25 protein-coding genes are annotated in these 26,207 nt (G+C 40.7%); 10 read left to right on the top strand and 15 right to left on the bottom strand.

The features are described 5' to 3' along the window. Positions 1–19 precede the first annotated feature (19 nt). On the bottom strand, positions 20–1,612 hold the full coding sequence (locus tag HNR53_RS00540) for a long-chain-fatty-acid--CoA ligase (protein ID WP_184521452.1): 1,593 nt from the start codon (positions 1,610–1,612) through the stop codon (positions 20–22). A 254-nt stretch (positions 1,613–1,866) separates the two neighbouring features. On the opposite strand from HNR53_RS00540, the gene HNR53_RS00535 reads away from it, so the two are divergent. From HNR53_RS00535 to HNR53_RS00515, 5 genes are all read left to right on the top strand, one after another. Continuing rightward, positions 1,867–2,088, top strand: coding sequence for a spore germination protein (locus tag HNR53_RS00535; protein ID WP_184521451.1), 222 nt, complete (start codon positions 1,867–1,869; stop codon positions 2,086–2,088). A 154-nt stretch (positions 2,089–2,242) separates the two neighbouring features. Next, positions 2,243–2,458: a spore germination protein GerPB gene (locus HNR53_RS00530; protein ID WP_184521449.1), complete on the top strand. Its 216-nt coding sequence runs from the start codon at positions 2,243–2,245 to the stop codon at positions 2,456–2,458. A gap of 71 nt (positions 2,459–2,529) precedes the next feature. After that, a complete protein-coding gene (gene gerPC, locus HNR53_RS00525) occupies positions 2,530–3,135 on the top strand; it encodes a spore germination protein GerPC (RefSeq protein WP_184521447.1) in 606 nt (201 codons plus the stop codon). Between the two features lie 177 nt (positions 3,136–3,312). Beyond that, the gene (locus tag HNR53_RS00520; RefSeq protein ID WP_343065249.1) at positions 3,313–3,717 is read left to right on the top strand and encodes a spore germination protein GerPE; all 405 of its coding nucleotides are present in this window, start codon (positions 3,313–3,315) and stop codon (positions 3,715–3,717) included. A gap of 1 nt (position 3,718) precedes the next feature. Further along, a complete protein-coding gene (locus tag HNR53_RS00515; RefSeq protein ID WP_184521445.1) occupies positions 3,719–3,937 on the top strand; it encodes a spore germination protein in 219 nt (72 codons plus the stop codon). A 66-nt stretch (positions 3,938–4,003) separates the two neighbouring features. Here the strand turns inward: HNR53_RS00515 and addA are convergent, their stop codons facing one another. The 4 genes from addA to HNR53_RS00495 form a co-directional block, all read right to left on the bottom strand. Next, the gene (gene addA / locus HNR53_RS00510; protein ID WP_184521443.1) at positions 4,004–7,780 is read right to left on the bottom strand and encodes a helicase-exonuclease AddAB subunit AddA; all 3,777 of its coding nucleotides are present in this window, start codon (positions 7,778–7,780) and stop codon (positions 4,004–4,006) included. Continuing rightward, positions 7,749–11,246: a helicase-exonuclease AddAB subunit AddB gene (gene addB, locus HNR53_RS00505; protein WP_184521441.1), complete on the bottom strand. Its 3,498-nt coding sequence runs from the start codon at positions 11,244–11,246 to the stop codon at positions 7,749–7,751. Before addB ends, addA begins: the two co-directional genes overlap by 32 nt. Before the next feature lie 172 nt (positions 11,247–11,418). Further along, a complete protein-coding gene (locus tag HNR53_RS00500; protein ID WP_184521439.1) occupies positions 11,419–12,042 on the bottom strand; it encodes a TVP38/TMEM64 family protein in 624 nt (207 codons plus the stop codon). A gap of 178 nt (positions 12,043–12,220) precedes the next feature. Then, positions 12,221–13,174 carry an LCP family protein gene (locus HNR53_RS00495; RefSeq protein ID WP_281391600.1) on the bottom strand — a complete coding sequence of 318 codons (954 nt, stop codon included), beginning with the start codon at positions 13,172–13,174 and terminating at the stop codon, positions 12,221–12,223. Between the two features lie 555 nt (positions 13,175–13,729). Here HNR53_RS00495 and HNR53_RS00490 point away from each other — a divergent pair. Continuing rightward, positions 13,730–13,903, top strand: a complete 174-nt coding sequence (locus tag HNR53_RS00490; protein WP_184521437.1) for a hypothetical protein — start codon at positions 13,730–13,732, stop codon at positions 13,901–13,903. An 84-nt stretch (positions 13,904–13,987) separates the two neighbouring features. On the opposite strand, the gene HNR53_RS00485 is transcribed toward HNR53_RS00490, so the two are convergent. Continuing rightward, the gene (locus HNR53_RS00485; RefSeq protein ID WP_184521435.1) at positions 13,988–14,305 is read right to left on the bottom strand and encodes a hypothetical protein; all 318 of its coding nucleotides are present in this window, start codon (positions 14,303–14,305) and stop codon (positions 13,988–13,990) included. Between the two features lie 171 nt (positions 14,306–14,476). Between HNR53_RS00485 and HNR53_RS00480 the strand changes: the two genes are divergently transcribed. Next, on the top strand, positions 14,477–14,857 hold the full coding sequence (locus HNR53_RS00480; protein ID WP_184521433.1) for a YhjD family protein: 381 nt from the start codon (positions 14,477–14,479) through the stop codon (positions 14,855–14,857). Positions 14,858–14,922: 65 nt separating this feature from the next. Here the strand turns inward: HNR53_RS00480 and HNR53_RS00475 are convergent, their stop codons facing one another. Further along, complete coding sequence (locus HNR53_RS00475; RefSeq protein WP_184521431.1) at positions 14,923–15,534, bottom strand: competence protein ComK; 612 nt, start codon at positions 15,532–15,534, stop codon at positions 14,923–14,925. Positions 15,535–15,758: 224 nt separating this feature from the next. On the opposite strand from HNR53_RS00475, the gene HNR53_RS00470 reads away from it, so the two are divergent. Further along, positions 15,759–15,989, top strand: coding sequence for an IDEAL domain-containing protein (locus tag HNR53_RS00470; RefSeq protein WP_184521429.1), 231 nt, complete (start codon positions 15,759–15,761; stop codon positions 15,987–15,989). Positions 15,990–16,124: 135 nt separating this feature from the next. Here HNR53_RS00470 and HNR53_RS00465 read toward each other — a convergent pair whose 3' ends face one another. The 5 genes from HNR53_RS00465 to HNR53_RS00445 all read right to left on the bottom strand — a co-directional run bounded on the left by HNR53_RS00465 (position 16,125) and on the right by HNR53_RS00445 (position 21,431). Beyond that, the gene (locus HNR53_RS00465; RefSeq protein ID WP_184521427.1) at positions 16,125–17,402 is read right to left on the bottom strand and encodes a M48 family metallopeptidase; all 1,278 of its coding nucleotides are present in this window, start codon (positions 17,400–17,402) and stop codon (positions 16,125–16,127) included. Positions 17,403–17,555: 153 nt separating this feature from the next. Next, positions 17,556–18,350, bottom strand: coding sequence for an ABC transporter ATP-binding protein (locus HNR53_RS00460; RefSeq protein WP_184521425.1), 795 nt, complete (start codon positions 18,348–18,350; stop codon positions 17,556–17,558). Between the two features lie 59 nt (positions 18,351–18,409). Next, positions 18,410–19,393, bottom strand: a complete 984-nt coding sequence (locus tag HNR53_RS00455) for an ABC transporter permease (protein ID WP_184521423.1) — start codon at positions 19,391–19,393, stop codon at positions 18,410–18,412. Between the two features lie 107 nt (positions 19,394–19,500). Then, positions 19,501–20,502, bottom strand: coding sequence for an ABC transporter substrate-binding protein (locus HNR53_RS00450; RefSeq protein WP_184521421.1), 1,002 nt, complete (start codon positions 20,500–20,502; stop codon positions 19,501–19,503). A gap of 194 nt (positions 20,503–20,696) precedes the next feature. Further along, a complete protein-coding gene (locus HNR53_RS00445) occupies positions 20,697–21,431 on the bottom strand; it encodes an MBL fold metallo-hydrolase (protein WP_184521419.1) in 735 nt (244 codons plus the stop codon). 187 nt (positions 21,432–21,618) lie between these two features. On the opposite strand from HNR53_RS00445, the gene yhfH reads away from it, so the two are divergent. Continuing rightward, positions 21,619–21,753 (top strand): protein YhfH, encoded by a 135-nt coding sequence (yhfH, locus tag HNR53_RS00440; RefSeq protein ID WP_184521417.1) that lies wholly within the window; start codon positions 21,619–21,621, stop codon positions 21,751–21,753. A gap of 148 nt (positions 21,754–21,901) precedes the next feature. Here yhfH and hemY read toward each other — a convergent pair whose 3' ends face one another. From hemY to hemE, 3 genes are all read right to left on the bottom strand, one after another. Then, positions 21,902–23,314: a protoporphyrinogen oxidase gene (gene hemY / locus HNR53_RS00435; protein WP_184521415.1), complete on the bottom strand. Its 1,413-nt coding sequence runs from the start codon at positions 23,312–23,314 to the stop codon at positions 21,902–21,904. A 41-nt stretch (positions 23,315–23,355) separates the two neighbouring features. Next, the gene (hemH, locus tag HNR53_RS00430; protein WP_377802068.1) at positions 23,356–24,297 is read right to left on the bottom strand and encodes a ferrochelatase; all 942 of its coding nucleotides are present in this window, start codon (positions 24,295–24,297) and stop codon (positions 23,356–23,358) included. A gap of 93 nt (positions 24,298–24,390) precedes the next feature. Continuing rightward, complete coding sequence (gene hemE / locus HNR53_RS00425; protein ID WP_184521411.1) at positions 24,391–25,437, bottom strand: uroporphyrinogen decarboxylase; 1,047 nt, start codon at positions 25,435–25,437, stop codon at positions 24,391–24,393. Between the two features lie 235 nt (positions 25,438–25,672). Here hemE and HNR53_RS00420 point away from each other — a divergent pair, with 235 nt between their 5' ends. Beyond that, positions 25,673–26,185: an antibiotic biosynthesis monooxygenase gene (locus HNR53_RS00420; RefSeq protein WP_184521409.1), complete on the top strand. Its 513-nt coding sequence runs from the start codon at positions 25,673–25,675 to the stop codon at positions 26,183–26,185. The last annotated feature ends 22 nt before the right edge of the window (positions 26,186–26,207 follow it).

Raw genomic sequence — 26,207 nt, 5'->3', positions numbered from 1 at the left:
AAGATTCTTTTACTTTTATTTAGTTAACAAATCGACCGGTTTTGCCAAGCGTTTCCCAATAATCATTCCGTAGATGAACCTTTTGAATTTTTCCTGATGCCGTTTTAGGCAGTTCTTTCGTGAAGGTCACACCTGTGATCGCTTTAAAATGGGCGAGCTTTGAGCGGGAGAAATCAATTAATTCCTTTTCACTTACCTCTTGCTTATCTTTTAAGACAACAAAGGCATGCGGTGTTTCACCCCATTTTTCGTGTGGCACTGCGATAACAGCAGCCTCGAGAACACTCGGATGTTCATATAAAACACCTTCTACTTCAATAGAAGAAATATTTTCCCCGCCGCTGATGATGACATCTTTTTTCCGGTCAACAATATCGATGTTGCCGTATTCATCTACCGTTCCTAAGTCACCGGTATGCAGATAACCATCGCGAAGCGTTTCCATCGTTGCCTCCTCATTTTTCCAATAACCCTTCATTACAGTATTGCTTCGAACAACAATTTCTCCAATTGTCTTACTGTTATGCGGAACCTCTTCACCATAATCATTCACTACTTTTACCTCGCTGCCAATCATCTGATAACCCGCTTTTGCCTTCATATTATATTGTTCCTTGAGCGGCAGGTCTGACAAATGTGAACGAATTCTGGAAATGGTAACTAATGGAGTTGACTCTGTCATTCCATATACCTGAATAAATTCCCAGCCTAACTCTTTCTCCACTCTGGCCACGAATGCCGGCGGCGGTGCTGAACCGGCAATAACGACCCGCACTGGCTGTTTAAGTTCCGGAATATTCTTTTCATAATATTGCAGCAATGAATTCAAGACAGTAGGCGCCATATGCATAACTGTCACACCATGTTTTTGCATCGCAGCAAAAATGGTCTCTGCTGTTACATTTCGCAGACAAACCTGCGTTGCTCCATTTGCTGTGTAATAGAAAGGCGAACCCCAGCCATTCACATGGAACATCGGCAGCACATGAACAAGCACATCGCTATCTTGAACGCGAAGATGATGCATCGCGCTCATTGCATGGAGATAGTTGTTGCGATGAGTCAGCATAACTCCTTTTGGATTTCCTGTTGTTCCGCTCGTATAAAGAAGGCTGCATACGTCATTTTCATCGATGATCGCCCGCTCAACAGGTTCGCTTGACTGGCTGTCAAGCCACACATCATATCCTGTTTCCTCTATATCCTCTTCTTTATAATGAACAATAATTTTTTCAATCGTTGTAAACTGATCCTTTACTGGTTTGATTAAATGATATAGATCCTGATCAACAAAAAGAATCTTTGCTTCACTATGATTCAGAATAAACACATAATCATCCGGCTTTAAACGGATATTCAATGGAACCATGATTGCTCCGAGTTGAAATACGCCATAAAAACCTTCGAGCATTTCCATTGAATTAGGTGCCAGGTATGCAACCCTGTCTCCCTGTTGAACTCCTAGATTCCTTAACCCCCTTGTAAGTTGATTCACTCTTGAATTTAACTCATTGTAAGTTAGTATTCGATCGTCTGCAATAATGGCTTTTTTCTCGCCGTAGAGCTTAACGGCGCGGTCAAGAAATTGGGTTAGTAATAATGGGATATTCATAAAATCCTCCTAAATTTGATTTAATTTTCCAAAATATATTAATATTCTAACAAATTATGACAACGCTTCCAACATATTTTTATGTAATTTTCAAAAAATTCACATATAATAACGATTATATTAATCTGATTTTTATCATATTGTGTTATGAAGACAATTGAATCACCATTCAGGCTTCATCACATATAATATGAAAAGCTAGGCTGGGATTTACTTTTCCAAGTCTAAATGTTCTCAGGTAAAGGGTGTTACAAATGCCGGCCATCGTAGGTGTTGTTCAAGTTATTTCTATCGCATCATCCGCCGTTTTCCATATTGGAGATGTTTACCGCATTTCCCCTCTGTCCAATGCAAAAACCTTTGCCGGGGCTGGTTCCTTTAATACCGGGGACAGCCTGCATGTGCAAAACTATCAAAGCTCGACGAACACTTTTGATCCGGATATCGTCGATCAAGGAAATTATTTGAATGTTTAACTTCATTCAGCAGAAGCCCTTCACTTCTAAAGTTAAGGGATAAATGAAAAAAAGTTTTCCAATTCTGTGGGGGTAATCATAGACAGTGGATATATTTCATGAAACCGCCTAACATCCATAGCTATTTAAAGCAGACAAAAAAGTGGTGAAATTTATGAATTTCTATGTCCAACAGTCCATTACAATTCAGTTCTTAAAAATTGGAGGCATTACAAACTCATCTGTGCTCCAAATCGGCAGTGCCGGGATTATAAAGCCGGTCTCAAACTTATATAATACTGGAGGTTTTACAGGACCCGCTCCTCAAATTCCAAAACCGGGAACCCTGCAGGATTTTCCTTCCGTTCCATTGTCCTCTCCAACTGGTTAGCTTTCTTTAACCTTTATATATGTCACTGTAATGAATTTTTGATGACAGCCGAGTATTGTGAGGTGTGAGGAATGAACCAAGAGTTTTATTATATACTCCAATCAATACAGGATTATGTGTTTCAACAAGACAGAAAAATACAGTTTCTGCAAAAAAAAATTATTTCCTTAGAGAAAAGCATCACTGAATTACAAAACCGCCCGCCGATTCAAGTAGAGCGAATGGAATATAAATTTGACCAGCTGAAGGTTGAAACACTGGAGGGGACTTTAAACATTGGGTTAAATCCTTCTGATTTACAGAACATCGAGGATTTGGCTCTGCCGAAACAAAATGGAGCTTCTACTCCAAAGGAAAGAATGGTCATGTTTACGGAGATTGAGAATTCTATAAACGAATATCTTAGCGAAAATCTTTCTTCCATTATTACAAATGCAGGAGAGCAATTACAGTTTAAAGATGCTGACACCTATCATGAATTCATCCTGCAGGATATTAAAAAACAGCTTCCAAACAGAATCGAATACTATTTAAATCAGCCTATTCGGAGTGAAAATGAAACATCCGAACAATATACAAATCATATTCTTGAACAATTAATTAAAGAAATTCAACATGGGGTTTCGCTCTTTCTGCAGCATTTACCTGAAAATATGAAAGGAATGAAAACAGAATGATTTATGAAGTTGTCAACCGAGATATATGTATCGGGCACATACAAGTAGAAGCAGTTGCCAGTTCAGGCCTGCTCATAGTGGGGGATACCAATACCATACAGCTTACGTCCTTGTTCGATACCCCTGCTGAATCATTGATTATTGGACCATCTGTCCCACTTAATCCTCCAGGTTAATATGATGCAAAGGCGTTTATCTAAAGTCGATTCTCTCCATATCAATTCAGCAATCTTAGCCTCAGTTATCCAGATTGGCGATTCTTCCTTCATCAACAGCTTTTCCCGAGCCATCGCGGTCCACAGGCAAAAGGAATTGTTTTTTACTAATGAAGAAGATTTTCGCATGCATGGTATTTTCTCTTATTCTCTCCCCTTACCGCCTATAGATGAGTCCATCTCGATGCAATTTACCTCATTAAATCCTATTATAAAAGTAGGATCCATTGATGTTACAGCAATGTCAGCTTCTCCTGTCCTTCATATAGGGAGTTCTGAACATATTCAAGCGGAAGCCCGGATCTTGCATATCAGACAGTTTGAAACTGCCCCGAAAACGAGATTAACAGAAGGGAGAAATAAATAAGATGCCTGCATTTGTTGGACCGGTTCAAATCATTAACATCGGCGGGGGGAACGTTCAATTTGGGGATACCTTAAATGTAGCCCCAAAAAGCAACTCAAAATCAACCTTTGGTTCAGGGGGGGCAAATACAGGCGGGTTCGTCGTTACAAACAATGGCATTAGCTGTACGAATCACTTTGACACTGATTTGATTGATCAGCCAAATGTTGGAAATAACTAACCTTCCCACTATCATTAACTTTATAAAATGAACAGGGCTGACCTCTGACTGGCCAGCCCCTAATCTTTACCGTTCTATTTTTAAAACATGTGCCCCATCAAAGAAAAATAAATAACGTTCTGCAACGGGACGTTTATAAATTTCTTCTACCGCCCTAGTATACAATTCGATTTGAATCTTGTAACGATTTTCTAGGATCTGCTTGGCTTCCGTAAAGCCTCCGCGAAAACGATCCGTGATTCCATCTGTTTTATAATCGACAAGTACCAAACCGCTCTCATCCTCAAACAAACAATCGATAATCCCCTGTACCAGGACCACTTCATTTTCACCTTTCCAATCCGCATAAGCTAAAGCAGCCGGAAGGGATAAACTAAATGGAACCTCACGATTTAGTTTTTGCGCCAACTTCATCCGCATCCCTAATGGTGTTGCAAAAAAGGCACAAATTAAATCCGGCTCAATCACTGCTTTTTGTTCCTCTGTGAGCAGTTCGCGGCCCACCATCTGATCGATCAGCCGTAAAATCGTTTCACGATTGATTGGAGCAGAAAAATCGATATGCTGCATCACCATATGCATGGCCGTCCCTATTTCCGCCGGTGTTAGTGTTTTTTCCTGCATAAAACGCGGCCGATTCAGCAATGGTTTTTTGAACCTGCGCAAAAGCTCTGTTCCGCTGGCTTCATCAGAAGCTTCTTTTTGCCTTTTTATCTCGGATACGGACTGCTTTGAACGATGTGACGCAGCCGCAGAAAATGGATACTTCCAGGAAAGCCGCGTTCCAATGACTTCTTTATATGGAGACTTGATGTCGATGACGCTTCCTTTCTCCACTTGTTCAAGCCATGTCTTTTCAGCATTTTCCTCTGCGTCCTCGATTTTAGCCGTTTCAGCAGCTTTTTCGATCACAATGCTCCAAGAGGAGGGATGCTCCGCAAACTCCCGGGAGATTGGATAAGAGTCCCGTACACTTTCCTCAAGAACAATCTGAAAATCACGATGTCTGATAAGAGCCTGACCTATCCAATCTAAATAGCATACAGCAGCAGCCCGTTCATAATCGGATAACAGCCAGTCAGTAGACTGGAGAGTCTGTCCCCATTTCGCCAGCTTTTTTTGCAGACTTTTTACCGAAGCAAGCAAATATAGCTTCTCTTTTGCTCTTGTTAATGCAACATACAGCACGCGCATTTCTTCCGCAAGCATTTCCATTTTCTTCTTCCGTTTAAAGGCCATTTGCGGCAGCGACGGATAGGTAATTCGTTTGTCTATATCCACATATTTCGCGGCAAAACCGTATTCTTTATCAAGTAAATATGATTTTCGTAAATCCATCATATTGAAACGGCGTCCTAAACCAGCCACGAATACAACCGGGAATTCGAGCCCCTTGCTGCTGTGAATCGTCATAACTCGTACGACATCCTCCTGCTCGCCCAAGGCACGAGCGGCACCCAAATCATCTCCTCTTTCCTGCATTCTTTCAATAAAGCGGAGAAAGCGGAATAAACCGCGAAAGGACGTTGCTTCATATTGCCGCGCCCGATCATAAAGGGCCCTTAAATTAGCCTGACGCTGTTTTCCTCCCGGCAATCCTCCGGCAAAATCATAGAAATGTGTATCTCGATACAATTGCCAAATTAGAGCGGATAACGAGCCCTGCCTTGCCATGGCCCTCCAATCCTGCAGCATTAAGAGAAACGGTTTTACTTTGTCATAAAGTTCCTCTTGTTCTCCCGTTTGCTTATTCCTGCAGAAGGATGTTAAAGCATCATAAAAAGTTCCTTGGCGCTGCTGGATCCGAATTTGTGCTAATTCCTCCTCATCCAATCCGATAATGGGTGAACGCAGTACGGACGCAAGCGGTATGTCCTGATACGGGTTATCGATCACCTTTAACAGCGACATCATGATCGTCATTTCCGTGGCCTGGAAATATCCTGTAGAAAGATTGGCATAAGCAGGAATGCCCTGCTGTTTAAACTCCTCCAATATTTGCGGCGCCCATGTCATAGAGCGGAGCAAAATGACAATATCACGGTACATGACCGGACGGCTGGTTTTATTCTTTGGATTGAATACCGAGACCCTGCTTGCAATCATTGCTTTAATCTTTTTCGCCATCATTCTTGCTTCAAGCTGGGATTGCTCCAGCTCATCTGCATCAAAGACCGTGTCTGCTGCTGGATTGTCTTCTTCCGTTTCCTTTTCGTCTTTTTCTACATCGATGAGCAGCAATTCTATTGGATAGGGCTCTTCCTCGGGGTAAGCTGCCCCTTTTACAAGTTCCGCGTCTTCGTTATATTCAATTTCACCGACAATAACCCCCATAATTTGCTTGAACAAATAATTGGTGCCAGCAAGTACTTCTTTGCGGCTGCGGAAATTCCGTGCCAGATCGATTTTTAATCCGCTGTTATCCCCGCTGTTGGTAAAACGATTATATTTATCGAGAAAAAGATTCGGCTCTGCCAGCCGGAAACGATAAATCGACTGCTTCACGTCCCCAACCATAAAGAGATTGCCGCTTGCTTCGCCATCCTTTGTCACCATTCCGATAATCGTTTCCTGAACCATATTCACATCCTGATATTCATCAACGAGAACTTCTTTAAAGATATCACGGTAATGAAGGGCTGCGTTTGACGGTGAGAGCACCCCGTTATTTTTGGCATCAGGGTCGAGCAGGATCTCAAGACAGTAATGCTCTAAATCAGCAAAATCAACAAGCCCCTTTTCTCTTTTAACGGCACTAAACCGTTCGGAGAAGGATTGAACCATTAAGACAAGCGTCTCCATAATCGGCTGCATTTCCTTTAAATCACGCAAAAAACTTTCGGGTCTTCGGCTGAATAATTCTTTTTGTAAATCCTGCAGTTTCTTCTTTGCATCGTCACGCAGCTTCTGTGCCTGTTCGATTAATTCCTTGTTAAAATCATCGCCTTTACATGCTTTGGCTCTGGAGAAGGACCAGCCTTGCATGGCCTCATACAAAAGATTCCATGAATCCTTGCTTGCTGTCAGCATCGTATCAACAATCACGAGGTCATCTAAAAGATTCTCTGCTCTAGGTGCCGGTCCGCCCGGCAGTTTCGTTAGATCAAGGGCTTGTTTCAGCATCGCTTTAATGCCATCGAGCTGCAGTCTTATATCAAATAGAAGCGGCTCAATAAACGGCAGCTCATTAATTGAGGTGAAAGACTCGACATCATACATAGCGGCAACCTGCCCTAAATACTTTTCCGGTTCCGGATTCGAGCGGGCAAAATCATATAATTCACGAATGATGCCCATTAGGGCCATATCACTGCGATCATTGGTAAAGCTGTCTACCAAGCGGAAGAAGGCTTCATTATCCTTTTTACCGTATTCCGCTTCAAATAATTCCTCCAGCACTTCATCCCTCATCAGCTGTGCCTCTGTTTCGTCCGCAATCCTGAATCCGGGATCAATATCAATTAGGTAATAATATTTCTGAATGACCTCCAGGCAAAAGGAATGAATAGTCGAAATCGAGGCACGATTTAACAGACTGAGCTGTTTCCGTAAATGAACCGATGCCGGATCTGCATTAAGCGCTTTTTCCAACGCCTCGCTTATCCGGCTGCGCATTTCAGCAGCCGATGCGTTGGTAAATGTAACAACAAGCAGTTCGTCTACATTTATCGGATTAACCTTAGCTAACACCTTGTTAATCATTCTTTCTACAAGCACGGCGGTTTTCCCTGATCCGGCAGCAGCAGCTACTAAAATATCCTGACCGCCTGCCATAATCGCTTTCCACTGATCATTTGTCCAGGTGGCATTTTCAGGCTTCGGGGGTATCGTGTTCTTTGCCATCTCTCACAATCTCCTCTCTCATTTTCTCCAATGCCTGCTCTTTACTCTGCGGTACTAGCAATCTATATTGGTTTTCCTCCATTGACTGATCGAATTGACAAACCGATTGGTACGAACAAAACGTACATGGCGACCGATCCTTTAATTTATAAGGTGAGATCCGGACATCCCCCTCAATAATGGCATTTCCTGTTTTCACATACATATTACGGACATAAGAACGAATATTTTCGAATTCCTCAATGCTAGCGGCCTTTGAACGCTTCGCTAACGTTCCATCTTTTTTTATTTCAGCAGGGACTATAATCGATTTGCCCGTATCAAGCTGGCGATCCATCAATCGAATCGCATTTTCCTCTGCTAAAATAAGACCGTTCATTCTAAAGTCTTCTAAAATTTTCTTTTCAATTTCCTCCGCTGTCAGCATGCTTTTCGCGTTAATCATTGGATTATGGACATGAAAATATAAGACTCCTGCAGGCGTGGCATCCGTCCCTATTAAAGTGCCTGAATAGCTAATAATAATATCTAAATACGTCAGCATTTGCAGGGACAAGCCATAGTAGACTTCACCAAGATTCAGCTCCCTGGCACTTGATTTATAATCAACTACCCGTAAATAAACACCACTGTCATTCTCTGCTTTATCAACCCGGTCAATCCGCCCGACCAACTGCATCTTCGTTCCATTCCGCAGCTGAAAAGACAATGGCGGCAGTTCGCTTTTCGGACCGAAGCCAAGCTCCAGTCCTACTGGTGAAAACCCGCTTACTTTTGCATGTTCACTTAATATAATAGAAGCGCGGCTGATAATTCTTTCAAGCTTTTGTTTAATATAGGCATGGCGGTTTGAACTGAGCAGGATTTCATTTTGCAGCCGCGGCGCCAATGTCTCTACTGCTTCTTTCGCCAGTTGTACCGCCTGTTCCTTCGTAAGCGATGACCAGGAAATGCTGTTCTCTATCACCGTATCAGCGATATACTTTAATGCAGCATGAAATAATTCGCCAATATCCGGCGCTTCAAGGCGGAATACCTGCCGCTCACGCAGTTTCAAGCCATGCTGTGCATAGTGGGAAAATGGACAGCTGTGAAAAAGCTCCATTCTCGAAACGCTTGTCTGAATCGTCTCACCGTATAAATCATGACTAACATTCCCTGACAGTTGTTTAACCGGGTTTCTATAGTTTAAGCTCGACAGCACACGTTTCGCTGTTTCTTTATAAGTTCCGGCTGCATACCAGTTATAGACATCCCACCAGTAATCAAACATCGGATAATTCCTTTTCTTTAACTGCAGCTGAGAGGTTAAGAATGACAGGCTTCTATTATGGTGTGAAATATAGCTCAGCTGCTCTTCCTCTCCAAGCTCAGCAGGATCAGCCATATATATGTGTTCGGTATGATTTGGAAATAGATCCTGCATCCTTTTTATATAAAGAGAAGGCATTAATGCTTTTCCTTCTTCATTGGCCAGTGGATAGCTGATGTACAGGCTTTCTGCCGGTGTGACAAAAGCTTTGTAAGCGATGAATTCTTCATCTAACAGTCTTGTTTTACTCGACGGGGCGATTTTCAAGCCGTTCTTAAGCATGTGTTCGCGGTCCTCATCGGCGAGAATCCCGTTATCGGAGAACTTTGCCGGAAGAACTCCTTCGTTTAGTCCGATAATAAAAGCCGCCTTTATCTCTGAAAGGCGTGACTTTTCTATGTCTCCTGCCAAAACCTGATCAATTGCCGGAGGTACCAATGAAAACCTTAAGGCTTCTAAACCAGTATCGAGGATTTTTGAAAAAGATTTAAGGGAAATCGTTTCTTTACCGAGAATTTCAACAAACTGATCGAGAATATCCATGATCGCATTCCAGGCTTGATCATGCTCCCTCGCCTTTACTAGATTCCCCCTCTCCTCTTCGGCAAGTTTCCATTTTTCCAGCTTTGCCGGGATATCCAGTTCCTCAAGAAATAAATAGAGTGCTTCACCAAGCATTCGTCCGTTCCCGGCTTTTTTCAATCTCCTTGATAAACGCAGCACAGGTGCCGTTATGATCAAACGCAGTTCATTTAACTCCTGTTCTTTTTTTCTTTCACTATCCGTTTGCACTGTATTTTCTAATTCCAGTCCCTTGAAACGGCGGTAGCCCCAGCGTTCCCTCTTCGTCCATTTGCTGCCTTTTATCCCGTAGGCTAATACATAATTTTCAAGGGTATCCATTTTCCCCCTTAGTGTATCCGGATTTTGCCCAAGAGGAAATAACAGTTCTGTTTTAACAGCACGAAAAACTGGTTCATAGCGCCAGTTGCCATTAATAATTTCAAGAACAGAACGAATCAGTTCAACTAAAGGATGATGCAGCATGCTTCTTTTTTGATCAATAAAGTACGGAATTTCATAATCACGAAAAATCGTTTCAATCATTTCATGATAGTCCTGCCCATTACGCATAAACAAGGCAATATCGCGATAACGGTATTTTTTTTCAAGAACAAGCTGCCTGATCGTCCGTGCCACCCCTTCAATTTCAGCCCTGCGGTTCCCTGCCTGCGCAATATGAACGGCACTACGTGCATTGAAGACTGGAGCAGGACGAGAATCGAAAAAGGTCTCCAGATGCTGTAAAGACGGATCCTGCCACCGTTTTTGCTCTTTTAAAAGTACCTCTGTTACCTTTAAATCATTTACAGCAGCAATCTCATACAGCGTGCGGCAGTTTTCTCCTGTCTGGCGGAATAAATGAATCTCATCCGGGGATTGTATACGAAAGGAGCGATCAAGGGTTAACGTAATTGTAACCTCACGACAATGCTTCATTAGCTGTTCAATGATCATATATTCCTGCGGGGTAAAGCTGTAAAACCCGTCGATATATATTTCGGCATTTTCAAGATAGGGCGATTGTGCAATATGCTCAGACAAAAGACGAAAATAATCCTCTGTATCAATATATTTATTAAATAAAGCTGCTTCAAAGCCTTCGTAAATAAGCTGGAGGTCATGAAGTTTATCCTGCAGTGTTGACTGCGCTTGCTGATTTCTTTGTATTTCCAGCTCCTGCGGCTGGACACAGTAACGTTTAAACTCAATCAGCATCTGTTCCATCTGGCTGATAAATCCGCTCTTATCCGCCGCACGTTTAAACAGATGCAGTTCGTCTTTTTTCTCTTCAATAATTTTCTGAATCAGCATACTGATTCCTGTACTGTTTAAATGATAACGGCTCATTCCGCCTGTTTCCTGCAAGATTCTCCAGGCCAGGCGGGTAAAGGAAAACACCTGAGCTCGAATCATTCCTCCAAGACCCGGTGTATGGATTAATTGATACTCGGATACAAAAGTCATTTGATCCGGTACAAGATATATAAGTGGGTTTCCTTCCGGATTTTCCATCAATTTCGTTCTAATCTCATGAAGACATTGAGTTGTTTTGCCGCTCCCCGAACGGCCGATTAATAAACGTACCGACATAACTCACTGCTCCCTTCAAAGTCTTATTTTTATTCACACTGCACGCCAAATAAGGCTTAACCCAAATTAAGCCCTATTAAATGAAACGTCACCTTCACTCCAATTTCCCTGATCCTCGCCGCCCCAAAGGGAAGCCAAGCTTCCCGGACTCTCTAAGCACCGAGATCCCGCTCTACCCCTCGCCAGGGTGTTTCTCCAACTCCACCTTCTTATTCATCCTTACTTCAATCTGCTTCCCAACATACCAAAGAATCACAATCACAACCCCAACAATAATCGCTTTTATCGGATTGGTTATCAGCGAGCGAATATCATGACCGACATAGCTGATCGTAAAAATCATCACTACTTTCCCAATCATCACGGCCAGCATATATTGATAAATGCCAATCTTCGATAATCCGGCAACAATATTAACGACAGCTGATGGTGTAAATGGAAAACATAATAGGATAAACAACGGACCGAAGCCGTGCCGTTCCACCCACCGCATCAATTTCTGAACTTGCGGGTGCTTTTTAATCATTCGTAAAGCCTTTCTCTGACCAAACCGCCTTACAAGCAAAAAAACGAGCAAAGCTCCGGTAACCGAACCAATCCAGGAAAATAAAAAGCCAAACCAAAGACCAAAAGCATTTGTATTTGCCATGATAAATAGAAATAACGGCAGAAAAGGAAGGAATGCCTCAAACAATGGCAGCAATATCCCAGGGATAGGACCAAAGGATCGATATTCATTGATTAACTTCATAATATTTTCAAGCGTAAGCCATTCTTTCAACGTATCAAAATCCATTTAAAGATTTCTCCTTAGTTTAGCAAAAAAACACGATCGTTTATTCGATTTTTTTCACATCAATCATATATAGATTATTGTACACCTCGTATAGGAAAAATCAAATTCGCCGTAGATAAATCTCACCTCTTACAGAAATGAGAAACGTTCGCCGAATAAAGTTAATCATTTTTCACCTTTATTGTTTTAGAAATTCCTCAATGGCCTTTGAGTTTGCCTCCAGATCGACTCTTAAGATTTCTCCAATGCCGGAGATCCTTTGCGGTTCAAACTCACCATCCACTGGAATTCTTAGTGTGGCAATATCGCGATTATCCTTAGCTAAATAATCTTTGCCAATGTAGATAATGTCTGATGTATCCAGATTTGTATTGACAAACGGCTTCATTACACCGATTAATTTTGGCAGTTTAGAGAGAGTTTGCAGGGAAGCAAATTGGTCCGCTACTTCCTTCATCGCTTTTTGCTGACGTTTTACACGGTCAAAATCCCCCATAGCATCATGGCGAAAACGTACATATCCAAGCAGTTCCTCTCCATTAAGGTGCTGCATCCCCGGTTTAAGCGGTACATTGATATACTCAGTCATTTCCTTTTCAACATTGATTTTCACTCCCTTTGGAAAGGCTTCGTCAATCAATTGCACAAACCCTTCAAAATCTACAATCGCATAGTATTGAGTATCGAGAGCGAAATTTTCTTTAATGGTTTGTCTTAACAATTCCGGTCCTCCGAGTGCAAATGCCGCATTAATCCTATTTTTTCCGTATTCAGGAATATCAACGTAAGTATCCCTCATGATTGAAATTAACTTATAGGAGTGTTTATCCGGGTGATACTCGGCAATCATAATTGTATCTGAGCGGGCACTTTCTTCTCCTCTTGTGTCACTGCCGATTAAAAGAATATTCGTCCCCCCAAATCTGTCTTGCTTCCCGTTAAATTCATATGTCTGTTGTCCGCCGTTCGCTTTATCCCTCGACTTTGCTATGCCCTGCTGGTATTGCCCATATACGTAGATAACAGCTGCGAAAAGCAAAAGCAGAAAAAGCAGAACAATCCGCCGCCTTCTTCTCCTTCGCCTTTTCCTTTGTTTCCTTTCCTCGCTATACTTTTCATACCTCATATACATTTGCCCTTCCCGTTTTTAATTTTTAGCTCTGTTAAACTTGATTGTTGATTTCCGTTCCAGGCACTTCGCGCACCTTAGGGCGACAGACGAGCGGGAGTCTTCGTGCCTTCTACTCCAATCAACAAGGGACAAAAAAATCAACATTGACCTTTAACACAGCCTAATTTTTAAGAGCTTATTAGCCGACAGTTTTATGCAAAAAGTTCACCATTTCGTTAATCCCTTACTTTATGCTTTATTTTACCTGAAAAAGCAGTCCTATACTATGAAATGAATACAATAAAAAGAGAGTTTAACACTTATATATGATGAAAAAAGATGAAGATTTAGTTTACAACATTTTCACGAATTTTATCGTATTTATAGATAAAATATTGTAAAATATGAAATGTACAAAAAACATTCTTTTAAATCAAAATTATTTTTATGGAAATACACAAATATCCAAATATTCATATATTCATAATTTTGAAAATGTTCACAAAATAGTCACACTTACGGAAGCGCTTGCATGGTAAAATAAAGAGGAATTTTAAATGAAAAGGGGAATGTAAGATGGAAAAATTTTGTAGTGTTTGTAAAGCTGACTTCAAAGATGACGAACAAGTAGTATTAGATATCATGGATACTTTAACACATGAAAAATGCTACAATGACAACGCTGGATTCATTGTTACATCTGGTGAATTCAAAGAAATCTACGAATCTTACGCAGCTCTTCTTGACTAATATCACTGTTGTTCAGTTGTCAAAATGGGAGGATAACTGATTTAAAACAGGATTCATTTAAGCTGAATATAAGAGATTCATCTTTTATTTCAAAAACTTAGAATTACCAATATATAATGAAACAAGGCTGTGCCAAAAAGGGGATTCCCCCAATGGTACAGCCTTGTTTTCATGTTTAATTCCTTTACTCATGGCTCTGTTAAACTTGGTTGTTGATTTCCGTTCCAAGCACTTCGCTTTCCGCTCATCTACGCCTGAGCCTCCTCGCCACTTCGTGCCTGCGGGGTCTCGTCTGTCTCGCTGTTCCCGCAGGACATTGAATAAGCTTCCTCGAATCCGCCCACGCACGATGAAAATGCGCAGCATTTTCGGAGGAGTCTTCGTGCCTTCCACTCCAATCAACAAAGTCCTCCAAATCAACATTGACCTTTAACACAGCCTTACTCATAAATAGGAATCCCTTCCTTTAGGAAAATAATGGAGCGAACGAAAAGGGCTTGAAAATAGAGCTTGTTTTATCGTATGATGTAATTGGAACATTTGTTCGTTATATTTGAAAGAGAGGTAATCATTATGACGAGAATTCCAGAGAATGATCGGGATTTAATGGAGAAAGCCATCTATCTGCCGATGGTATTAACTATTTTAAATCGTGACCTCACTGTTATCCATAAGAGTCCATTTAAATTAAAGCAGCCCTATTTAGACCTGATCGAAGAAATGATGAAGGTTATTCAAAAGGAACTGAAAGACGTTAAACAGTATATGTGGAAAGAAAAACTAAAGGTCCAGCAGGTTAGTCACGATGACGCTTTTACCGGATTTTTATTTTTTTATAAAGGTTATGAAGAACAGCATAACTACTTTAACCCGCGGATACGCAACAAAGTTCAGGAACTGCTTAGCTTCTACATGTATAAGCGGTATACACTGCAAAATAAGAGCATCGAATAGGCGCAGCCAATGGTGACGGTCCTGCCTGCCGCCAAGTTTCCTGCATGGATGCGCCTTCTCCCTGCTTATTTGTATGGTTTCATCCCCTCGTGTTTGCGTACAGCTTCTGAAAAGCTCCCATAAGTCGAAGATGTAATGCGTTCAGATATACGTTCAGAATTTCTCGCATTATTTTGCTCAAAATAAAATATATTACCTTCATTTTCGCGGTTTTTCTGAGTTTTCTTATCCCGCAATTCCATTGTTTTATGCATTTGTTTTTTAAACGTATGAGAAGATACAGGAATTTTCATGATTTGTTTATTCTTGAAGAGAACCGAAATTATTTTTTTATCAAGCGGCTTAATTTTATCAATGTATATCGGGTTAATCCAGATACAGTCAGCTTGTTCCGGCGAAGCAGTCGGGAAATAATACATTTGATTTTCGGAGTTAATGATGATGGGGACTTTCTGGTAACAGCCTAGTATATGACGGCTTGAACTGACTCTGCCTTCGAAACTGCTGCCATTGTCCAAACAATTCATTTTTATAATGCACGTTGGTTTATAGGGGGAAAGGAATTCTCCATCCAGTTGAATAATTCGAGAATAGATCTGATTTCCATAATGAATTGGCAGGATCATCATCGTCCGTGCATTGATAGTGCATTCACGGTTCTTTTCAATTGAGTTCATTTAACTATCATCTCCTTTAATTCAATCCATCAAACAGTACTATAATACCATGAATTTTTTAAAAATAGACCATTTTTCATAAAATAATATTTAAATTTTATTTTTTTATAGGTCTATAGGTTTATAAAAGAAATTAGTAGATAATTTTCAAAAAATTTTAAAAATTAAGTTGAATATCGCGTGGGAATTCCATATAATATAAAAAAGCATCAGAGGTGATTTGGATGAAAGAAAATTCTTACACAGAATTAATGAAATCCGGTGCCATGAACAGAGGGAAAAAGAATTATGTCCAAGACTTATACATTGAGATGCTGTTATCAGAGATACTATTGAAAGCAGAAAAAGAAAAGCTATTTGTTCAAATTAATCAAGCACTCGATGAGCGCGACGAAGAAGCATTTATGAAGCTATCCTCTCAGTACCGTGAACTGTGCAAACGCTTCGGCACCTAAATCTTTAGGAGGTACAATCTAACTTTTCCTCACAATCCCTCCTCTACTGTCAAACACTGCTCATGCCACTAGAAGATGATTTTCTTCCGAAAAAACATCCCCCTTTTGTATTAAGGAGGATGTTTTTTTATACCTTTATTCTTTCCGCCTTTTCTCCTTGACTGCATATTCCTCAAGAGTTGAAATCCTTTCCAGCATAGTGGGATGACTGTAACGGAAAAATTTCACCAAAAAAGGCGGATTCACTTGACTAAGTCCGGAACGGGTTAATTCCTGAAAAGAAGTAATACCCGCTTCTGCATCCCGTGTCATTTCAATCGCATACCGATCGGCCCTTGTTTCCTGATAACGGGAAATGGCATGCGATAACGGGTCTGAAACAAAGGTCAGCATCGAGAGCAGCAATAGAAGCAGCGGCAATGAACTAATATCCTGGATAGATGGAATTTTTAAAGCTGGACCAAATCGCCTGATACACCAGTTCATTAATTTTGCGGCTAAATAAAGTCCTAATAAACTGAAGAGCAGCGACTTCACAATACTAAAATAGATATGCTTTTCCACATAATGAGCCATTTCATGTGCCATGATAAATAAAATCTCATCCTCAGATAATTTGTTTAACGTTGTATCCCACAGGACGATCCGGGCATTTGCGCCAATACCATTGACATAGGCATTCATCGAATTTGTTTTCTCAGACATATTGACTTCAAATACATGATCCGCGGGAATATCTGCTTTTTCCGCGATTTCAAGAATTTTCGCTTCCAATTCTTTGTTTTTTAATGGTGAAAAATCATTATAAAGCGGGTCAATGATGACCGGCTGCAAAAATACCATAAATAACGTAAATGGTACCGATAGCAGCCACGCATAAAGCCACCATCGTTTAGCACTTTTCCTTATCAGCCAGTACAGAACACTAGCGGTGATAAGAAGCCAACCATAGCCAATCCAGAAATCAATCAGCTCATCTTTCATCCATGAAGCAAAACTTTGCGTTGAAATATGATAGCTTTTCGATAGGGAATAGCCGATATAGCTTAAAGGAAAGCTGGCAATAAAGGAGAAAACAGACAGCCAGATCAAATAAATCGGTGTTTGCAGCCATTTGTATTTTGCTGATGAAACCGCCCAATTTTTAAAGATTCTAGACAAGCCTAATAATAAAATGAATAAGTAAAAAAGCCATTCAAACGGTCCTGCGAGGAAAAATAATAAATTCCGGATCCGCGAAAACTCTTCACTTAGCATTAATTCCCTGCCGTTTAAAAAGGTAGCTGGATCTGCCATAGTACCTTGATATTCAAATGGCAGACTTGTATCAGCAAAATAAAATAAATACCAATAAAAAAATAAGCCGTACAGGAAATAAGCCAGTATCCCGTACAACCCTATCTTTCTCGCCATGCCCTTCCCCTCCCTGAAGTACAACCCTTATTACTAGTTTAGATAAATTCAGGACTTTTAGAACACTGGAGCAAAAAACATTTATGAGCAAGTACTCTCAACTGGTTATGTGAATTTCGCATAAAAAAAGAGCCTGACTTGATAGTCAGACTGCTAAATTAATACCGCTCTGTCATTTGTCATTTTCTCTCCGCGGATCCGCTGGAATTCAGCGAGAAGTTTCTCAATCGTTAATTGTTTTTTCTCTTCTTCATCCGCTTGGAAAATAATTTGCCCCTTATCCATCATAATCAGCTTATTTCCCAAATCAAGGGCCTGCTGCATGTTATGAGTAACCATTAAAGTTGTCAAATTGTAGGTTTGGACGATTTCCTTTGTTAAGTTTGTAATTAATTCAGCACGGGATGGATCCAGTGCTGCAGTATGTTCGTCGAGAAGAAGAATTTTCGGCTCAGTAAAGGTCGCCATCAACAACGAAAGAGCCTGTCTTTCTCCACCGGATAATAAACCTACTTTTGCCCCCAAACGATTTTCCAAGCCCAGATGCAGTGTTTCAAGCTTCTCTCTGAAGAAGTCTCTGCGTTTTTTTGAGACACCAATTTTTAAGCCGCGCTTGTTCGTTCTCATATAAGCAATAGCGAGATTCTCTTCGATCGTCATAGTTGGCGCTGTTCCTGCCATCGGATCCTGAAAGACACGGCCTACCATTTTCGCCCGTTTATGTTCTTTTACGTTTGTCACATTTTTACCATCAATCGAGATCGTTCCAAGGTCTGTCATCAATTTTCCTGAAACAATATTCAGTAACGTGGATTTACCAGCACCATTACTGCCAATGACCGTAATAAAATCTCCAGGCGCCAAATGAAGCGAAATCTGCTGAATAGCGATCTTTTCATCAGGAGTTCCTTCATTAAATACTTTAAAAATTTTTTCTAAATGCAGCAATTTTTTCACCCTTTTTCAAAGAGCCCTGCTCTCATTTTATTGATATGATTTAAGCTGCTTTACACAGCATTCTTTTCCATTGATTGCAGCATTCGTTTCTTTTTTCGCTGCTTTTCTTTACGGCCCGCATTCATTTTTGGAACAATTAAAGCAATAATAACAATAAGTGCAGTAATCAGTTTCATATCTCCTGTTTCCAAAAATTCAACCCGTAAAGCCAGTGTCACAATGAGGCGATATAGAATCGAACCGCCGATAACAGCCAGTGTAGCTCTGACAATTGTTTTTGCTCCAAAAATGGCTTCACCAATAATGACTGATGCAAGACCGATCACGATCATCCCGATTCCCATTCCGACGTCACTAAAACCATTATATTGAGCGATTAACGCCCCTGAAAATGCCACTAAAGCATTGGCTATTCCAAGGCCTAGTATCTTCACAAAATCTGTGTCTGCGGAGAAACTGCGAATCATCGTCTCATTATCGCCTGTCGCCCTTAGTGCAAGACCAATATCCGTTTTAAGAAAATAGTCCATTCCTTTTTTCACGACATAGGTAAGAATCAGCATAATAATCAAAATTCCCCATGTCTTCGGTACATAATTTCCCAGACCAAGGCTAACAAATAATGATGTTATGATTTCATCAATCTTTAAACTCTGCCAAAACTGAGTAAGCTTCGTAATAACTGTCTCCTCTTGCAACAGAGGAACATTCGAACGACCCATAATCCGTAAATTTATCGAATAAAGGGCGATCATCATTAAAATTCCGGCCAAGAGAGGATTGATTTTTCCTTTTGTATGCAAGAGCCCCGTTACACAACCGGCAAAAAAGCCGACAATAATCGCAGCGGCTGTAGCGATAAACGGATTGGCACCTCCGACAATCATTACCGCAGCAACAGAGGCACCTGTTACAAAAGATCCATCAACCGTCATATCGGGAAAATCTAAAATTCTAAAAGAGAGATACACTCCAAGAGCCATTAGTGCATAGATGACCCCTGCCTCTACAGAACTAAAAATGGCATTAAACATCCTTTTCTTCCTTTCCGCAAGCAGCTATAAATCCGCTGATTTTTATCAGGGGATAAACGGATGGAGAGGTCCCTCATATGCAAGAAGCCTCTCCATCCGGCAATTACTTATTCAATATATTCAGCAGCGTTATTCCATTCATCCTTTAATTTAACATTCATTTCTTTAGCAGCCGTTTTATTGATGACTAATTTTAATTTTTGCGGGTATTGAACAGGAATGTCAGCCGGTTCCTTTTCCCCTTTTAAAATTTGTGCAGCCATAAGACCTGCTTCATAACCGATATCTTCATAATCAAAACCATATGCTGCAAAACCGCCGCGTGCTACAGAATCCAACTCTCCAACAAATAATGGCATATCGTTTTCATTTGCTACCTGTACAACAGATTCTAATGCCGATACAACGGTATTATCAGTAATAATATAAATGACATCTGCTGAGCCAATCAGATTTTCTGCTGCCTGCTTCACTTCAGCTGTGTTGGATACAGATTTTTCAACAAGCTTTAAATCTGTGCCTTTCATCGCATCTTTGATCATATCTACCTGTGCAACAGAATTGGCTTCACCGGCATTATAGATTGTGCCAATCGTTTTACCCGGGAAATTTTCATTAATAAACTTGACAGTATTGGGGATAGCATCCGGATGATTATCGATTGTACCAGTTGCATTTCCTCCAGGTTTCTCCATTGATTTAACAAGCTGTGCTGTAACGGCATCTGTTACCGATGTAAATACAATAGGGATATCCTTTGTAGCATTTACTGCCGCCTGTGCACTTGGAGTGGAGTTAGCAAAAATTAAATCAACACCGTCTCCAGCAAAATTACTAGCAATCGATTGAACATTGTTTTGATCCGCATTTGCATTTTGCTCATCATAGGCAACGGACAGCCCTTCATCCTTCAACGCTTTCTTAAATCCTTCCGTTGCTGCATCTAATGATGGATGCTTAACAAATTGGGAAATCCCGACTTGATATTCTGCTTCTTTTTTTCCTGCTGAATCTCCACCCTTGTTTGCACTATCAGTACCGCAGGCGCTCAATAGTATCGAGCCCATCAGTCCAAATGCAGCTAAACCCATTAACCTTTTCTTTGCCATGTCAGTTTGTCCTCCTTTTCAATCACTTCAGTAACTTCAACACTTTTACGCTTTTATGCTTTTTTGTAGTAAATTATAATATTAAAATAATAATTTTTCAATCGATTTTATTAAGTTATTCAAATAAATATTGAAAAATTATTTTGTTAATTAAGACTATTAAGAGAAGACTGGCGCTTGTGAAACTGTTTCATCTATATATTGACCGTTAACCCGTAATGAGCCAGCGAAATCTCCCCTTTATAGAATTCTCCGGCCTCCTCTTTTAATTGCTCGATATTGCCATAGTGAGGCAGATGAGTCAGAACCAATCTTTTCACGCTCGCCTGTTGGGCTAATTTTCCTGCATGAACACTTGTCATATGACCGGCATTTACTCCGTCCTGATGGGCATAAAAGTTGCATTCACAAAGGAGCAGATCGGCATCCTGCGAGAAAGAAATCAATTCTTCCTTATAGGCTGTATCTCCTGTATATACCAAGACTTTTCCACCTGTTTCCAGTCTCATGGCAAAGCAAGGAACAGGGTGTTTTGTTTTTAAAAAACGGACCTGAAAAGGACCAGCAATAAGCGCCTCATTCTCCTGGCAGGCAACCCCCTTTGTAATCTCTTTATAAGTCAATTTTGCAAACTCGGAGCTTTCTAAGGAGTGCCCATAAATGGGGAGGCAATCCATCTTTTTACCAAGCAGCCCGATAATCAGCCGAGCATGCTGTAAAACACCAATATCAGCCATATGATCAGCATGATAATGTGTCAGAAACACGCCATTAAGCATTTCGGGTGCAAGGAAATTTGGCAGTTTTGCCAGAACGCCGCTTCCGCAGTCCAGGAGTAAATGATAATTGTCTTCCTCGAGCAAATAACCTGAACTCGCTTCATTTACCTTTGGATATCCGCCCCAGTTGCCAATTACTGTTAGCTTCATTGCAACACCTCATTTTCTAATCTGTTTTACACCTTTATTTTAGCTGAATCCCCTTACATTTACACCTTTTAAGAAGAATTCTATGATTCTCTCATGATAAATTTTGTATTAAAACAAATGTTGACATATAACAGTCTGTTATATTACAATAAAAACAATTAATGACGCAAACGTATGGAGGGACATCATGGTAAAAAGTATTGTTGAGTTTTTTAAAAATTTACCAGCTAAAATCTGCACTGAATGCGGCGAGAAAATCGAAGAGCAGGCAGATTGCTACAGCAACAAATGCGATCATTGTCTCGATATGCATGATCTTTAATTAGATTTGGTATCATTTCATTTTAATTCATCTTCCTATTTCTAATCCTAACCACTAGTTTAATAGATCTATTACCCTCTATTAAACGTTTAAAACCAGCCGATAGCTGATCGGCTGGTTCTTTTTTCTGTTATAGTACAAGTTCAATTTATGAAAGGTGGAGATATTTCAGGACCTTTTTTACTGCATCTTCACCTTGGTCGATGCAGTCAGGCATACCAAGACCGTTATACGAGCACCCTGCTAAAAATATTCCCGGCAGTTCCTTCAGCATACCGTTTGTTGCCCTTTCCATTCTGTCCTTATGACCAACCGTGTACTGCGGCATCGCATTATGCCAGCGCGAAATAACCACCAGTTCCGGCTCCATGGAGATATCCATTGTTTTCGCTAAATCTTCCAATACGACATGAACGATTTCGTCATCAGAAAGATCAACGACAGCTTCATCCCCTGCTCTTCCTACATAACAGCGCAGCAAAACCTTTCCTTCAGGTGTTGAATGGGGCCATTTTTTGTGCACCCATGTGCATGCTGTAATCGAATAATCACCATTTCTAGATACAACAAAACCAGTGCCATCGATATCCTTTGTTACAGCCTCCTTAGGAAAGCCAAGCGCAACGGTAGCCACCGAAGTGGACGGTACATTTTTAAAACCTTGGAAAAATTCATATTCTGGAAAAATACTATATACCGTTTGATGAGATACAGCCATGATAATGCTGTCCGCATACAAAGCTTCACTGCCATTTAATTCAATTTTATACCCTTCGTTTGTTTGGCTTATCTTTTCTGCACGAAATCCTTTTTTAATAGAGCCCGGATCCAGCTTGGCTTCTATAGCATCCGCAAACGATCGCAATCCCGTTTTAAAGCTCAAAAATATCCCTTTCTTCTTGATGCCGGTGCTTTTCGGTCTGCGCGGTGTTGTTTTTTTCATTCCTAATACAAGACTGCGGTATTTCTGCTCCAATGCATAGTACTGCGGAAATGTGGACATTAAACTCATTTCATCGATATCCCCGGAATAAATTCCCGATAAAAGCGGTTCGATTAAATTCTCGACCACTTCATCTCCCAATCTTCTGCGAAAAAAGGTTCCTAACGATTGATCATTAACAGGTCTGGAACGCGGGAGGATAAAATCTCCGGCAGCCCGCAGCTTTCCTCCCATAGAAAATAGTCCTGTTGTAATAAACGGACCGAGTTCTGTCGGGATTCCCATAATCGCTCCTCCAGGCATAGGATGGAGCCGATCCTTTACAAGTACATAAGATTTTCCCGCTGCATTATTAACAAGCTTATCATCCATTCCCACTTCTTTTGCAAGCCGAGCTGCACTCGTTTTTCTTTCAAGAAAGGAATCAGGTCCTCTTTCAATGACATACCCATCTTTTTTAAAGGTTTGCATTTTTCCACCGAGACGCTGTGAGGCTTCTACTAGTACAACCTCTATCGGCAAACTTTTTTCTCGTGCTTCTTTTTGCAAATAATAGGCTGCGGTTAACCCGGTAATCCCCCCGCCGATAATCACAGCCCTTTTTTTATTGTCTGACACTGCATATCGCCTTCTTTTCAAAAGTTAAGTCAGTGAATTTTCTAACGCATGTATGATCCAATTACTTTTTTCCATACTGTATCTGCAAGGGCATCTATAAACAGCGGCTGCACATTGGGCATTTGCGGCCGGTAATAGAGCGCCCCTATTTCCTCTGTTACAGCCTGGCATTCAAAATCATTGTCATAGAGAACCTCTAAATGATCGGATACGAATCCTACCGGAACATAAACAAAAGCTTTAAACCCTGCTTTTCCATATAATTCGCGGGTTAAATCCTTTACATCCGGTCCAAGCCAAGGCTCCGGCGTTCTGCCTGCACTTTGCCACCCGATTGTATATTGGCTGATATCAGCCTGTTCAGCAATTAATTGGGCTGTTTCACGAAGCTGCTCCGGATACGGGTCGCCCATTTCAGTGATTTTCTGCGGCAAACTGTGTGCCGAAAAGATGACCACTGCTTCATTTCTTTCTTCCTCCGGAATTTCGCCGAAAGTTTCCTTGATTTGCTCTGTCCAATATTGAATAAATTTTGGCTCCCTATACCAGCTCTCGATACTGACAATGGATGGTCCGCCTAACTCCTTAGCCGTATTAAGGGCTCGCCCATTATAAGATTCAATGCTGAAGGTAGAAAAATGCGGGGCCAGTACAAGGCTGACCGCCTCCTCTATCCCGTCCTCATGCATTTGCTTGACAGCATCCTCAATAAACGGTTCAATATGCTTTAATCCAAGATACACTTTAAATTCAATCGTATCCTGCCGCTTATTTAAGCGTTCTTGAAGCATGAAAGCCTGTTCCTTTGTAATATGCGCGAGAGGAGAAATCCCCCCGATGGCTTCATACCGATCGGAAAGACCCTTCAGCATTTCCGGCGAAGGCTTTCTCCCTCTTCTAATATGTGTATAGTAACGTTCAATATCACTTTCCCGATAAGGTGTTCCATAGGCCATAACAAGCAAGCCTATCTTTCTTTTCATCAAATATCCATCCCTTCGCTGCTTGTCTTATTTCCCTTGATGAAAGTTTACCCATCATGTTGTTCATACATAATCCAATGAAAAGATGTTCTCTTATTTAGACAGCTTTGAAGCAGAGTATTCATGAACAAAGCTTGTTAACCTCTTTAATGTATCTGGATTTACCTGCGGGAATACCCCATGTCCCAAGTTAAAGATATGTCCAGGCTGTTCCATGCCTTGATCGAGAATATCCCGGGCTTTTTCTTCAATTACATTCCATGGCGCTAAAAGCAATGCCGGATCCAGATTTCCCTGGACTGTTTTGTTTATTCCTAAACGTCTGGCCTCTTGAATTGGCAGACGCCAATCAAGCCCAACAACATCCAGTGGAAGAGCATTCCATTCAAGCGCCAAATGACTGGCCCCGACACCGAACATGATTAAGGGAACGTTTTCTTCCTTTAGAGCACTAAAAATATGGTTCATAGCAGGTTTAATATAGTAACGGTAATCTTCCGCATTTAAGGCCCCGACCCAAGAATCAAAAATCTGGATCGCTTTGGCACCTGCTTGAATCTGAGATTTCACATATGTAATGGTCACTTCTGCCAGCTTATCCATTAATGCAAACCAAGCCTTAGGCTCTGAATACATAAATGCTTTCGTTTTGATATAATTTTTTGAAGGTCCGCCTTCAATCATATAGCTTGCCAGCGTAAATGGTGCACCTGAAAAGCCAATCAACGGAACAGAAAGCTGTTCTTCAGTCAAAAGCTTGATCGTTTCAAGCACATAAGGCACATCTTCCTCCGGATGGATTTCGCCAAGCTTTTCAACGTCAGCTAAAGATGTAATTGGATTAGAGATGACCGGACCAATGCCGCTTTTAATTTCAACGTCCACTCCAATCGCGGGAAGCGGTGTCATTATATCTTTATAGAGAATCGCAGCATCTACGCCATAGTTTTCTACCGGCAGTCTTGTCACATAGGCACAAAGCTCAGGCTGATGCGTAATTTCAAATAATGAATATTTTTCTTTAATTTTACGGTATTCCGGCTGGGACCGTCCTGCTTGCCTCATATACCATACCGGTACATAGTCTGTTTTTTCACCCCTTGCGGCTTTAAGAAAAGTTTCATTTATTATTTTTGTCATTAATCTTATCCCCCTCAAAACATGGTTCATTCACTTTGCCGTATATATATTATAAGAATATTCATGATGATACTTTTTACTATTTAACATCATACCTTTTTTCTACTATCTTTGTATAGCTTACATGTCTATAATTCAATAAATTGCCTTTATTATACATAAAAGCAATAATGAAACAGATTGGCATTCTATTTGTTTGGAAATGTATAATGAAAGAAAAATGAGGTGATTAATCGTGAATTTATACATCGCCATGGGAACATACGAGTATTTAAAAACGTTAAAGGATACCTATCCGCATGAAGATTTTCTCTTTTTACAGAATGAAAATACTTGTCTCCTGCTGCATGAAACTGAAAGTGATTCACTCTTTAAAAGCCCAAAAAAATACGAGGTCATTGATGGTGCAGGAACCCTTTCCGTCCATGAAGGCTACGCTGTTCTTCATTATATTCCTGTGACAGACGAAGGTCGTCCTATCTTTGAATACCGCTTTAACACACTCTCTGCTCAATTGGTAAAAGTACCGGGCTTTGATACTGCCCGCGTTCTCCGCCCGCTATCTTCCGACACCTATATCATTTTGACTGTTTGGAAAAATGCCGCTGACTTTAAAAAATGGCAATCGGGAGAATTATTTAATAAAGCGTTTTCAAACAATCAAACAAAAGTAAAGAGTGACAAAAAACTTCCACAAATCTTCCCCCGCTCGTCCTATATGACAAGGTACTCCGTAGAAAAAGAATAAAATCATGTGTGCCTGCACCAAA

The sequence above is a fragment of the Bacillus benzoevorans genome, assembly GCF_014207535.1.
In the GTDB taxonomy this organism is placed as follows: Bacteria; Bacillota; Bacilli; order Bacillales; family Cytobacillaceae; genus Bacillus_BD; species Bacillus_BD benzoevorans.
This window is presented reverse-complemented; position numbering and strand designations above follow the sequence as displayed.

Coding starts and splice junctions, on each gene's coding strand:
- HNR53_RS00540 (WP_184521452.1), bottom strand. CDS start 1,612: ATGAATATCCCATTATTACTAACCCAATTTCTTGACCGCGCCGTTAAG.
- HNR53_RS00535 (WP_184521451.1), top strand. CDS start 1,867: ATGCCGGCCATCGTAGGTGTTGTTCAAGTTATTTCTATCGCATCATCC.
- HNR53_RS00530 (WP_184521449.1), top strand. CDS start 2,243: ATGAATTTCTATGTCCAACAGTCCATTACAATTCAGTTCTTAAAAATT.
- gerPC (WP_184521447.1), top strand. CDS start 2,530: ATGAACCAAGAGTTTTATTATATACTCCAATCAATACAGGATTATGTG.
- HNR53_RS00520 (WP_343065249.1), top strand. CDS start 3,313: ATGATGCAAAGGCGTTTATCTAAAGTCGATTCTCTCCATATCAATTCA.
- HNR53_RS00515 (WP_184521445.1), top strand. CDS start 3,719: ATGCCTGCATTTGTTGGACCGGTTCAAATCATTAACATCGGCGGGGGG.
- addA (WP_184521443.1), bottom strand. CDS start 7,780: ATGGCAAAGAACACGATACCCCCGAAGCCTGAAAATGCCACCTGGACA.
- addB (WP_184521441.1), bottom strand. CDS start 11,246: ATGTCGGTACGTTTATTAATCGGCCGTTCGGGGAGCGGCAAAACAACT.
- HNR53_RS00500 (WP_184521439.1), bottom strand. CDS start 12,042: ATGGATTTTGATACGTTGAAAGAATGGCTTACGCTTGAAAATATTATG.
- HNR53_RS00495 (WP_281391600.1), bottom strand. CDS start 13,174: ATGTATATGAGGTATGAAAAGTATAGCGAGGAAAGGAAACAAAGGAAA.
- HNR53_RS00490 (WP_184521437.1), top strand. CDS start 13,730: ATGGAAAAATTTTGTAGTGTTTGTAAAGCTGACTTCAAAGATGACGAA.
- HNR53_RS00480 (WP_184521433.1), top strand. CDS start 14,477: ATGACGAGAATTCCAGAGAATGATCGGGATTTAATGGAGAAAGCCATC.
- HNR53_RS00475 (WP_184521431.1), bottom strand. CDS start 15,534: ATGAACTCAATTGAAAAGAACCGTGAATGCACTATCAATGCACGGACG.
- HNR53_RS00470 (WP_184521429.1), top strand. CDS start 15,759: ATGAAAGAAAATTCTTACACAGAATTAATGAAATCCGGTGCCATGAAC.
- HNR53_RS00465 (WP_184521427.1), bottom strand. CDS start 17,402: ATGGCGAGAAAGATAGGGTTGTACGGGATACTGGCTTATTTCCTGTAC.
- HNR53_RS00455 (WP_184521423.1), bottom strand. CDS start 19,393: ATGTTTAATGCCATTTTTAGTTCTGTAGAGGCAGGGGTCATCTATGCA.
- HNR53_RS00450 (WP_184521421.1), bottom strand. CDS start 20,502: ATGGCAAAGAAAAGGTTAATGGGTTTAGCTGCATTTGGACTGATGGGC.
- HNR53_RS00445 (WP_184521419.1), bottom strand. CDS start 21,431: ATGAAGCTAACAGTAATTGGCAACTGGGGCGGATATCCAAAGGTAAAT.
- yhfH (WP_184521417.1), top strand. CDS start 21,619: ATGGTAAAAAGTATTGTTGAGTTTTTTAAAAATTTACCAGCTAAAATC.
- hemH (WP_377802068.1), bottom strand. CDS start 24,297: ATGAAAAGAAAGATAGGCTTGCTTGTTATGGCCTATGGAACACCTTAT.
- hemE (WP_184521411.1), bottom strand. CDS start 25,437: ATGACAAAAATAATAAATGAAACTTTTCTTAAAGCCGCAAGGGGTGAA.